Here is an 11,199-nt window from a genome sequence, read left to right on the forward strand (position 1 = left end):
AACAGAGACAACAAGTGGGAGATGAATTTGCAAAAAACAATTGATGTTTCGATTCACTGGTTTTTCAAACTGATGGAACTGCTGGTGGTGCTCTGCATGGTGGCCATGGTCGTCATGGTCTTTGGCAACGTGGTGCTGCGTTATGCCTTCAACTCCGGCATCACCATTTCCGATGAGATGTCGCGTTACTTCTTTATCTGGTTGACCTATATCGGCGCGATGGTGGCCATGCGCGAAGGTGGGCATCTGGGGGTGGATACGCTGGTCAAGCACCTGCCGGTCAGGGCCAGGAAGGTCTGTCTGTTTCTCAGCGAGGCCCTGATGCTTTTTTGCAATGTGCTGTTTTTCATGGGTACCTTTGAGATGCACGAACTGCAGGTGAGCAACGTCTCGCCGGTGGTGGGCATCTCGATGATCTGGATTTATGGCATTGGCTACGTGGTCAGCGTGGTGATGGGCATCATCAATCTCAATGTGCTGTACCGCCTGGTGACGGGGCGGATCAGTGAAGACGAGCTGGTGCAGGTGGTCGAAGCCGAAGGCCTGGCCGATGCCGAAAAACAACTTCAGGGGATCAAGGCATGACGGTCAGTGTTTTCATAGTCAGCTTGCTGGCTGCCATGGCCATCGGCATGCCGATCGCGTATGCGCTGCTGGTTTGCGGCGTCACCCTGATGGCTTTCCTGGCCGCAACCAGCGGCCTGGTGACTTTTGACAGCCAGATTCTGGCCCAGCGTTTTGTCGAGGGCGCCGACAACTTCCCGCTGCTGGCTGTGCCCTTCTTTTTACTGGCGGGCGAGTTCATGAACGCCGGGGGCCTGAGCCGCCGTATTGTGAATCTGGCCATGGCCTGGGTCGGGCATTTTCGCGGCGGCCTGGGTTACGTCACGGTCATTGCCGCGGTGATCATGGCGTCGCTGTCGGGCTCGGCGGTGGCTGACACGGCCGCGCTGGCCGCGCTGCTGCTCCCGATGATGCGGGCCGCCGGTTACAACGTGGGCCGGGCCTCGGGGCTGGTCGCATCGGGCGGCATTATTGCGCCGGTGATTCCGCCGTCGATAGGCTTGATTATTTTTGGCGTGGCCGGCAATGTGTCCATCACCAAACTGTTTCTCGCCGGCATCGTGCCGGGCCTGCTGATGGGCGTGGCGATCGGCCTGACCTGGTGGTGGGTGGCGAAAAAGGAAAACGTTCTTCCCGCCCCCAAGCTGGCCATGCCCGACCGCCTGCGCATCAGCACGGAAGGCGGCTTCGCGCTGGCCCTGCCCATCGTCATCATTGGCGGCATGAAGTTCGGCGTGTTCACGCCGACCGAGGCGGCCGTCGTGGCTGCGGTTTACAGCTTTGTGGTGGGCATGTTCATCTACCGCGAACTCAAATGGTCGGCGCTGTACGCCTTGATACTGGCCGCCGGCAAGACGACGGCTGTTGTGATGTTCCTGGTCGCCGCGGCCATGGTCAGCGCCTGGCTGATCACGGTAGCCAATATCCCGACGGAAGTCGCCAGCATGATGGCGCCGTTCATGGGCAGCAAGATGCTGCTGATGTTCATCATGATGGCGTTGATCGTGATCGTCGGCACGGCGCTGGATTTCACGCCCACCGTGCTGATTCTGACGCCGGTGCTGATGCCCTTGGTGCTCAAGGCCGGCATTGACCCGGTTTATTTCGGCGTCATGTTCATCATGAACAACGCCATCGGCCTGATCACACCGCCGGTGGGCACAGTGCTCAATGTTGTGTGCGGTGTTGCCCGAATCAGCATGGACGATGCGTTCAAGGGCGTGCTGCCTTTCCTGATGGCGCAATTGGCCGTGCTTTTCCTGCTGGTTCTTTTCCCTGCCATCGTCACCGCGCCGCTTCAATGGTGGATGCGATGACCTCCCTTTCCCAACCCCTGCCGTTTTTTATATAAAAGGAGACAACCATGTTCAAACGCAGAACCCTGGCCTCGGCCCTGGCCGCAGCCACTTTGCTGGTCGCGACTTCAAGCTTCGCGCAGTTTGCCGAACGCACCATCAAGTTCACCAATGGCGTGAACGAAGACCACCCGGTTGGCGTCGGCGTCAAGAAAATGCAGGAAGTGCTGGCGGCCAAGACCGGCGGCAAGATCAAGATCAACGCCTTTTGGGGCGGGGCGGCCGGCGGCGACCTGCCTGCCACGCAGGCGCTGCGTGCGGGTACGCAGGAGATGGTGTGCACGTCCAGCTCGCCACTGGTGGGTATCGTCAAGGAACTGGGCGTGTTCGACCTGCCTTTCCTGTTTGCCAATGAAAAAGAAGCGGACGCCGTGCTCGATGGCCCGGCCGGCGCTTACTTCAACAAAAAACTGGAGGAAGCCGGTCTGGTGAACCTTGCCTACTGGGAAAACGGATTCCGCAACCTGACCAACAGCAAGCGGGCGGTCGCGAAAGCGGAAGATTTTGACGGCATCAAGGTCCGCGTGATGCAGAACAATATTTTCCTTGACACCTTCAAGACACTGGGCACCAATGCCGTGCCCATGGCTTTTGGCGAGGTCTTCACCGCGCTGGAAACCAAGACCATTGACGGTCAGGAAAACCCCTTTGTCACGATTGAAACTTCCAAGTTGAATGAAGTGCAGAAGTACCTCAGCGTCACGCGCCACGCATACACGCCCTTCCTGATTCTTTACAGCAAAAAACTGTGGGACCAGCTGAACCCGCAGGAGCAGGCTGTGCTGCGTGAAGCGGCAATGGAAGGCCAGAAGGTTCAACGGGCGGCCAACCGCAGCCTGAATGAAAAATCCCTGTCCAGCCTGAAAACCAAAGGCATGCTGGTCAACGAGATCACGGCTGCCGAGCAGCGCCGCATGTTCGAAAAAGTCAAACCTGTGTATGACCGCAACGTGCCGACCATCGGTGGCGAAGCGGTGACGACGGTGCTTGACGCGCTGAAGAAGTCTCGCGGCGGTTAACTCCTTTCATGCTTGAAGGCCGCAAGGGGTGACTCTTGCGGCTTTCTTTTGGAGCTTCAATTGAAAATCACCAAAGTCGAAACCCTGCGTCTGGGTGAGTTCCCCAACATCATTTGGACCCGCATTCATACCGATGAAGGACTGGTGGGGCTGGGGGAAACCTTCATGGGCGCGGCGGCCGTAGAGGCCTATATCCACGAGTGGGCCGGACCCAAGCTGCTGGGCAAGGACCCGCTGGCCATCGAAGCGCGCAACAAGGACATCACCGGTTACCTGGGCTGGCGCGGCTCCGGCGCGGAAACCCGCGGCAACTCCGCCATCGACATCGCGTTGTGGGACATTTTTGGCAAAGCGGCCGGCATGCCGCTGTACACGGCGCTGGGCGGCAAGAGCCGCGACGCCATCCGCATCTACAACACCTGTGCCGGCTACCAGTACGTGCGCAGCACCGTCAACCAGAACACCGCCAACTGGGGCCTTGGGCAGAACAGCGGGCCTTACGAAGACCTGGAAGGGTTTTTGCACCGCGCCGATGAGCTGGCTGAGTCCCTGCTCAGCGAAGGCGTCACCGCCATGAAAATCTGGCCCTTCGATCCAGCCGCCGAAAAAAGCGATGGCCAGTACATCAGCAACCAGGACCTGGATCTGGCGCTGGAGCCTTTCCGAAAAATTCGCGCAGCAGTCGGCAACCAGATGGACATCATGGTCGAGTTTCACAGCTTGTGGCGGCTGCCGATGGCGCAAAAGATCGCGCGCGCCCTGAAACCCTTCAACACCTTCTGGCACGAAGACGCGATCCGCATGGATTCGCTCGACCTGCTCAAGCAATACGCCAAAGACTGTGACGCGCTGATTTGCGCCAGCGAAACGCTGAGCTACAAATGGGGCTTCAAGGATTACCTGCAAACCGGCGTGGCGGGTGTGGCCATGCTGGATCTGAGCTGGTGCGGCGGGCTGACCGAGGCGCGCAAGATTGCGGCGATGGCCGATGCCTGGCAACTGCCGGTGGCGCCGCACGATTGCACCGGGCCGGTGGTCTGGGCGGCATCCAGCCATCTGTCCCTGCATGCGCCCAATGCCCTGATCCAGGAGAGCGTGCGCGCGTTTTACACCGGCTGGTACAAAGAGCTGGTGACCGAGTTGCCCAAAGTGACGAAAGGCATGCTCAGCCTGAACGGCAAGCCCGGGCTGGGGCTGGAGTTGCTGCCCGATTTGCACTTGCGCGCCGACGCGACGGTGCGGTGGTCAACATCATGATTTTGCGTTTCATCTGAGGGCAAAACGGGATGGTGATGCGTTCCGATATTTTTGTCGTCATGGGGGTCAGCGGCTGCGGCAAAAGCACCGTGGGTTCCCAGCTGGCCGCAGCCCTGGGCCTGGAGTTTCTTGAAGGCGATGCCTTGCATTCCGCCCGCAACGTGGCCCAAATGGCGGCAGGGATTGCCTTGAACGACGATGATCGCGAGGGCTGGCTGCAAACGCTGGCCGGGCGCATCCGGCAAGCACGCCTGGCCGGGCAGGGTCTGGTGCTGTCGTGCTCTGCGCTCAAGCGTTCCTACCGGGACATCCTGCGCCAGGGCGCGCCCGACCTGCATTTTCTCTACCTGCATGGCGACTACGAGCTGCTGGCTGCGCGCATGGCAGCAAGGACCGGCCACTACATGCCGCTGTCACTGCTGGCCAGCCAGCTCAGCACGCTGGAAGCGCCGGACGCGGAGGAAAATGTGCAAAGCTTTGATGTGGCGAGCCGGCCCGAGGACATCGTGGCCACCGTTGCTGCCCGGTGGCCAGTAGCGGACACTGTCACTGTCACTGTCGCGCGCAGAGTGCTACTAAATTAATAGCTTTCAACCCAGGATTTCCATGGGCTGGAGGCCAAAATAATCATGAAAACTCAGCGCAACTGCAACTCGCCCGACAGCAGCACGCGGCGCCCCGGCTGACCAGCCTGGACAGCGCCGATCAAGGCGGCGGCCACATCGGTAGCCGCAATGGCCTGGTAGTTGCCCGGGATCAGCGGCTTGAGCGGTCCACGCAGTGAACCGCCGTACAGGTTTTATCGGCCCGTAAACGAGCCAGAATTTCCCGACCGACGAGGCCCGTTGCTCCGGCCACCACCACCACCGCCGCCGGAGCGGTTTCCGCGGAAATTGTTGCGGTTGCCTGTGGGTTGGCCTGAAGACGGGAAGCCTGAAGAGGCGTGGCTGGCCGGCTGCTGATTGTCGAAGTCGTTGCGGGGCTCGCTCCGCGAGTCGTGACGTGGCGCCTGCGCCTGCGCATGACGTGGCTGGCCTGACGGCTGGCCACCTTGTGAGTAGCCAGAGTTTTGACGGGGCTGAGCCGGGCCGCGACCGCGACCACCGCCATTGCCACCGCCATTACCGTTTCCGCCACCGGCAGGGCGCGGACCGCGACCACCGTTGCCGTTGCCGTTCGCGCCACGTGCAGGCTGCGAGCCCTTGGTGTCACGAATGCGCTGCATCATTTCGGATCTAGCTGCCTTGGCGGCGGCCTGCATCACGTCGCGGCTGGGCGGCTTGCCCAGACCGCCCCAGATGGTCTGGCGGCCCATGGCCAGCGGCTCGGCTTTTTCGCCGGGCTCGGCTTCAAAGCCGGGTACCACCACTTTTTCGATGTTCTGCTTGGTAAAGCGCTCGATGTCCTGCATGAAGCCTTCTTCGTCCAGGCAGACCAGGCTCACGGCCTCGCCGCTGTTGCCGGCACGGCCGGTGCGGCCGATGCGGTGCACATAGTCTTCGCTGACGTTGGGGATCTCGTAGTTCACCACGTGCGGCAGCTCGTCGATGTCAATGCCGCGCGCGGCGATGTCGGTGGCCACCAGTGCGCGGATGTCGCCGCTCTTGAAGCCTTGCAAGGCCTGGGTGCGTGCGGTCTGGCTCTTGTTGCCGTGCAGCGCCATGGCCGAGATGCCGTTCTTGGTCAGATGCTCGGCCACGTTATTGGCGCCGAACTTGGTGCGCGTGAACACCAGCACCTGGCTCCAGTTGTGTTCGTTGATGATGTGGGTGAGCAGCGCCTTCTTTTTGCTGCGGCCCACCGGGTGCACCGTTTGCGTGATGCGCTGGACGGTGGTGTTGCGCGGCGTGACCTGGATCGAGGCCGGGTTGCGCAGCAGGCCGTTGGCCAGCTCGCGGATTTCGTCGCTGAAGGTGGCGCTGAACAGCAGGGACTGCTTTTGCTTGGGCACCAGGTTCAGCACCTTCTTGATGTCGTGGATGAAGCCCATGTCCAGCATGCGGTCGGCCTCGTCGAGCACCAGAATCTGCACCTGGCTCAAATCGAGCGTGCCCTGGCTGGCGTGGTCCAGCAGGCGGCCGGGGGTGGCCACCAGGATATCGACGCCGCGGCGCAGCTTGTCGATTTGCGCGCCCATGCCGACGCCGCCAAACATCACCATGGAGCTGAGGTCCAGGTATTTGCCGTAGGTGCGCACGCTTTCTTCCACCTGCGCAGCCAGTTCACGCGTCGGCGTGAGGATCAGGGCGCGCACAGCGTTGACGCCGCGTTTGTTTTTCACGGCAGGTTCGCTGCTCAGGCGCTGCAGCAGGGGCAGCGTGAACGCGGCGGTTTTGCCGGTGCCGGTCTGGGCGCCGCCCAGCAGGTCACCACCGGCCAGCACGGCGGGAATCGCCTGGGCCTGGATGGGGGTGGGCGTGTCATAGCCCTGCTCAAGCACGGCCTTAAGAATGGCCGGGGCCAAATTCAGATTTTCAAATGTCATGATGTTGCACCAGTGTGGTGCTAAGGATCGGCCTGTTGGGTGCTTTTTTTGAGAAAGCTTCCCGCCAGTCAAAGGCAGATGGGGTCAAAAAGTCGGGCCAAAAACACCGTAAGTAATTACCGAAAGTAGTACCCGAGATGTGCCCAAATGTTAGGGGCAACTGGAGCCCGCAACCCGTGCATTGTCGCACGGAACGATAATCAGGGTATTCGCGCCAAAAATCACGGTCTGGAAATCAGATGTTTTCTGGCCCAGTCTTGCGGATGGTGGCGTGTGGTTCAGCTTGTAAAAAAGCTACAACCTTCCCGTTTTTTTGCTTTGTTTTTCACTTTTTAGAAGTTAATCCTGATGGCTCAGTACGTTTTCACCATGAACAAGGTCGGCAAGATCGTGCCGCCCAAGCGTCAAATTCTCAAAGAGGTTTCCCTCAGCTTTTTCCCCGGCGCCAAGATTGGCGTGCTGGGCACCAACGGCTCGGGCAAGTCCACGCTGCTCAAGATCATGGCCGGCCTGGACAACGAGATCGAAGGCGAAGCCACCCCCATGCCGGGCCTGAACATCGGCTACTTGCCGCAAGAGCCCAAGCTCGACCCCGGACACACCGTGCGCGAGAGTGTCGAGGCCGGCATGGGTGCGGCATTTGCCGCCAAGGCCCAACTGGAAGCGGTGTACCACGCCTACGGCGAGCCCGATGCAGACTTTGATGCGCTGGCCGCCGAGCAGGCCCGTCTGGAAGCCATCATCGCGACCTCTGGTACGGATTCCGAGCACCAGCTGGAGATCGCCGCCGACGCGCTGCGCCTGCCGCCTTGGGATGCCCAGATCGGCGTTCTGTCGGGTGGCGAAAAACGCCGCGTGGCCTTGTGCAGCCTGCTGCTGTCCAAGCCCGACATGCTGCTGCTGGACGAGCCGACCAACCACCTGGATGCCGAATCGGTGGACTGGCTGGAGCAGTTCCTGCAGCGCTACTCGGGTACGGTGGTCGCCATTACCCACGACCGCTACTTCCTCGACAATGCGGCCGAGTGGATTCTGGAACTGGACCGCGGCCATGGCATTCCCTGGAAAGGCAACTACAGCAGCTGGCTGGATCAAAAAGGCGAGCGTCTGGCGCAGGAGCAAAAGGGCGAGGAAGCCCGTGCCAAGGCCCTGAAAAAAGAGCTGGAATGGTCACGTCAGAATCCGAAAGCGCGCCAGGCCAAGAGCAAATCGCGTCTGGCGCGTTTTGAAGAGCTGTCGGATTATGAATACCAGCAGCGCAACGAAACCCAGGAAATCTTCATCCCGGTGGCCGAGCGTCTGGGCAACGAAGTCATTGAGTTCAAGGGCGTCAGCAAGTCCTTCGGCGACCGCCTGCTGATCGACAACCTGAGCTTCAAGGTGCCGGCCGGCGCCATCGTCGGCATCATCGGCCCCAACGGCGCCGGCAAGTCCACACTGTTCAAGCTGATTTCGGGCAAAGAGCAGCCGGACAGCGGTGAAGTGGTGATCGGCAAGACCGCCCGCATGGCTTTTGTGGACCAGCACCGCGATGACCTGGCCAACGAAAAAACCGTCTGGGAAGACATCTCGGGCGGGCTCGACATGCTGACCGTCGGCAAGTTCACCATGCCCAGCCGCGCCTATGCGGGACGCTTCAACTTCAACGGCGCCGACCAGCAAAAACGCGTGGGCATGCTGTCGGGCGGTGAGCGCGGCCGCCTGCACCTGGCCAAAACCCTGATTGCCGGCGGCAACGTGCTGATGCTCGATGAACCGTCCAACGATCTGGACGTCGAAACCCTGCGCGCGCTGGAAGATGCCTTGCTCGAATTTGCCGGCAGCGTCATGGTGATCAGCCACGACCGCTGGTTTCTGGACCGTATTGCCACGCACATTCTGGCCGCCGAGGGCGATAGCCAGTGGACCTTCTTCAACGGCAATTACCAGGAATACGAAGCCGACAAGAAGAAACGCCTGGGCGAAGAGGGCGCAAAGCCCAAGCGCGTGCGCTTCAAGGCGCTGAAATAATGCCCCCACGGTCGCTCACTGCGTGTAGCTTCCTGCCCCCCGAGGGGGCCGCTGCGCCTGCGGCCCGGCAGAGCCGGTTCCGCGGCCCTGGCTTGGTTGAATCGGAGCCTCCACGGCCGTTGCGTGTAGCTCCCTGGAGATGGGTATGACCGACGACGAAGTCCTGACTCAGACCCGTCACTGGCTCGAAAAAGCCGTGATCGGGCTCAACCTGTGTCCGTTTGCCAAGGCGGTGTACGTGAAGAATCAGGTACGCCTGGTGGTCAGCCATGCCCGCCATGCCGACGATTTGCTGGAGGAACTGGACCGCGAGCTCGACCTGCTGGTGGCCACGCCTGCCGAGGAGGTGGACACCACGCTGCTGATTCATCCGACGCTGTTCGAGGACTTCCTGGACTTCAATGATTTCCTGGAGATCGCAGAAGGCGTCGTGGACGAGCACGGGCTGGAAGGCGTGGTGCAGCTTGCGAGCTTTCACCCGCGGTTCCAGTTTGACGGCACCGAGCCTGACGACATCAGCAACTACACCAACCGTGCACCGTTTGCCATCCTGCATTTGCTGCGCGAGGAAAGCGTGGAGCGTGCCGTAGAGGCTTTCCCCGAAGCCGAAGCCATCTTCGAGCAGAACATCGCGACGCTGGAAAAGCTGGGCCATGAGGGCTGGAAGGCCTTGGGGCTTTAAGCTTTGACGGCTGGCAGAAACGCCGCAATTTCAGGCGGCTAAACGCAACCACTCCCGGGGCGACACGCCAGCCGTCTGCGTGAAGGCCCGTGAAAATGAAGACGCACTGGCGTAGCCGAGTTCATCCGCCGCGGCCTTGATCGACCATCCGCTGCGCAACAGGCTTTGCGCAATCGATACGCGCCATCGCAGCAGATACTCGGCAGGCGTCTCGCCCACCTGGTCCTTGAACGTTGAGGCAAAGGCGCTGCGGGACATGCCCGCATGTTCCGCCATCGACTCCAGCGTCCAGGCCAGGCCGGGCCGCTCGTGCACCGCCACAAGTGCCCGCGCCAGCTTGGGATGCGACAAACCCGTGAGCAGCCCTTTTGGCAGGCTGCCCTCATCCGGGTGATCCAGCAGCCAGCGCAGCAACTGCAACAAAAGTACCTCGAACAAGCGGTCTGCCAGCAATCGCTGCCCGCATCGCAGCCGTTCCGTCTCCGCAAAAAGCAGTGCCAAGGTGTGATCCAGGCCTTCCACCTCGCGCAAAGGCAGCACCACCAGTGCTGGCAATGCACACGCCAGCGGGTGGCTGGCGCCGCCATCGAAGTCCAGTGTGGCGCAAATGAAGTCCGAGCCTTCCTCGGGCGCGTTGTGGAAGTCGTGCGCCAACGGCCGCGGGTAGAACAACAGCGTCGGCTCGCTCACCACGACTTTGCGCGGCGCACCGTGCCTGGGGCGATGCATGACCACCATGCTCCCGCGCCGCAAGACATGAAGAAAGCCGCGTCCCGGCTCGGCTGCGAAATGCGTCACCCCACACAGAGGCCCAGCGTGAAACAAATGGGCGCGCACCCTGAACCGTTCCAGCAGGGAAGAAAGACGGTCAACGGGAGCAGTTAGGTCTGACATGAGTAATCTGGACGAAATGGATTGTTTGATGGATTAAATGAATCTTTTTGTATCGATTCTGCCATGACACTGCTTGAGTGCAACAAGCACGCCTCATCCATCACCCATCACCCAAGGAGTTTCAAATGAACCGCATTTCCCTCGTTGAGCCCAGCGCAGCTTCCGGAGAGCGCAAGTCCCTGCTCGAGCAGATTCACGCCGCCTTCGGCGCCACACCCAATATGTTTCGCGCCGTTGCCCACTCACCCGCTGCGCTCAAGAGCATGTGGGGATCGTTCGGTGCCTTGGGCGGCGGCGTCATCAACGCCAAACTCGGCGAACAGATCGCCGTTGCCGTGGCGGACTGCAACGCCTGCGAATACTGTCTCGCAGCCCACACCGCGCTGGGCCGCAAGGCCGGCGCAAGCATGGAGGAAATGCGCGCCGCGCAGTCCGGCGAATCATCCGATCCGAAGACGGCCGCCGCACTGCGCTTTGCGCTCAAGCTGGTAAACGCCCGTGGCCAGGTGTCCGGCGCCGATGTGCAGGCACTGCGAACGGCCGGCTTCAGCGACGAAGAGGTCGTTGAGATCCTCGCGCATGTGGCGCTGAACCTCTTTACCAATTACGTGAACGTGGCGTTCAGCGTGCCGCTTGATTTCCCGGCCGTGAAGTTGCGCAGCGCGGCCTGAGCTGCAACAGCCGGTTAGGGCCTGTTCACACTAATATTGAAGGATGCGTTGCGAGTCAAAAAGGCCATGAGCAAGGCGCAAAACGCTGTCGGGGTAGGCCCCCGACAAGGCTTTGCAACGCCGCGCATGGCCTTTTTGATCGCAACCCGAAGGGAAGGGGTCCCATCGGGCGCAACTCGGCGTTGCCTACCTTGCCCGCACATCAGTGCGGGCGGCGGCAGGCGCCTTGATTTGCGCCCGATGGAACCCCTTCGCACCTCCA

10 protein-coding genes are annotated in these 11,199 nt (G+C 61.1%); 8 read left to right on the forward strand and 2 right to left on the reverse strand.

Going from position 1 to position 11,199, the window contains the following annotated elements; all coding sequences use genetic code 11:
* Positions 1-27: 27 nt before the first annotated feature.
* The 5 genes from V6M61_RS19560 to V6M61_RS19580 are packed head-to-tail and all read left to right on the forward strand — an operon-like array spanning position 28 to position 4,779.
* Positions 28-585: a TRAP transporter small permease gene (locus V6M61_RS19560; RefSeq protein WP_332778268.1), complete on the forward strand. Its 558-nt coding sequence runs from the start codon at positions 28-30 to the stop codon at positions 583-585.
* Complete coding sequence (locus tag V6M61_RS19565) at positions 582-1,880, forward strand: TRAP transporter large permease subunit (RefSeq protein ID WP_332778269.1); 1,299 nt, start codon at positions 582-584, stop codon at positions 1,878-1,880. Before V6M61_RS19560 ends, V6M61_RS19565 begins: the two co-directional genes overlap by 4 nt.
* Positions 1,881-1,927: 47 nt before the next feature.
* On the forward strand, positions 1,928-2,938 hold the full coding sequence (locus V6M61_RS19570; RefSeq protein ID WP_332778270.1) for a TRAP transporter substrate-binding protein: 1,011 nt from the start codon (positions 1,928-1,930) through the stop codon (positions 2,936-2,938).
* A gap of 60 nt (positions 2,939-2,998) precedes the next feature.
* Entirely contained in the window at positions 2,999-4,195 is a 1,197-nt protein-coding gene (locus V6M61_RS19575) for a mandelate racemase/muconate lactonizing enzyme family protein (protein WP_332778271.1), read from the forward strand.
* A 29-nt stretch (positions 4,196-4,224) separates the two neighbouring features.
* Positions 4,225-4,779 (forward strand): gluconokinase, encoded by a 555-nt coding sequence (locus V6M61_RS19580; protein WP_332778272.1) that lies wholly within the window; start codon positions 4,225-4,227, stop codon positions 4,777-4,779.
* Between the two features lie 215 nt (positions 4,780-4,994).
* Here V6M61_RS19580 and V6M61_RS19585 read toward each other — a convergent pair whose 3' ends face one another.
* On the reverse strand, positions 4,995-6,680 hold the full coding sequence (locus V6M61_RS19585; RefSeq protein WP_332778273.1) for a DEAD/DEAH box helicase: 1,686 nt from the start codon (positions 6,678-6,680) through the stop codon (positions 4,995-4,997).
* Between the two features lie 348 nt (positions 6,681-7,028).
* Here V6M61_RS19585 and ettA point away from each other — a divergent pair, with 348 nt between their 5' ends.
* Both ettA and V6M61_RS19595 read left to right on the forward strand, forming a co-directional pair.
* Complete coding sequence (ettA, locus tag V6M61_RS19590) at positions 7,029-8,690, forward strand: energy-dependent translational throttle protein EttA (RefSeq protein WP_332778274.1); 1,662 nt, start codon at positions 7,029-7,031, stop codon at positions 8,688-8,690.
* A gap of 145 nt (positions 8,691-8,835) precedes the next feature.
* Positions 8,836-9,372 (forward strand): DUF1415 domain-containing protein, encoded by a 537-nt coding sequence (locus tag V6M61_RS19595; protein WP_332778275.1) that lies wholly within the window; start codon positions 8,836-8,838, stop codon positions 9,370-9,372.
* Between the two features lie 30 nt (positions 9,373-9,402).
* Here the strand turns inward: V6M61_RS19595 and V6M61_RS19600 are convergent, their stop codons facing one another.
* Positions 9,403-10,266: an AraC family transcriptional regulator gene (locus V6M61_RS19600; RefSeq protein WP_332778276.1), complete on the reverse strand. Its 864-nt coding sequence runs from the start codon at positions 10,264-10,266 to the stop codon at positions 9,403-9,405.
* Positions 10,267-10,391: 125 nt separating this feature from the next.
* On the opposite strand from V6M61_RS19600, the gene V6M61_RS19605 reads away from it, so the two are divergent.
* A complete protein-coding gene (locus V6M61_RS19605; RefSeq protein WP_332778277.1) occupies positions 10,392-10,937 on the forward strand; it encodes a carboxymuconolactone decarboxylase family protein in 546 nt (181 codons plus the stop codon).
* The last annotated feature ends 262 nt before the right edge of the window (positions 10,938-11,199 follow it).

Origin of the sequence: Polaromonas sp. (assembly GCF_036676035.1) — a bacterium.
In the GTDB taxonomy this organism is placed as follows: Bacteria; Pseudomonadota; Gammaproteobacteria; order Burkholderiales; family Burkholderiaceae_C; genus Polaromonas.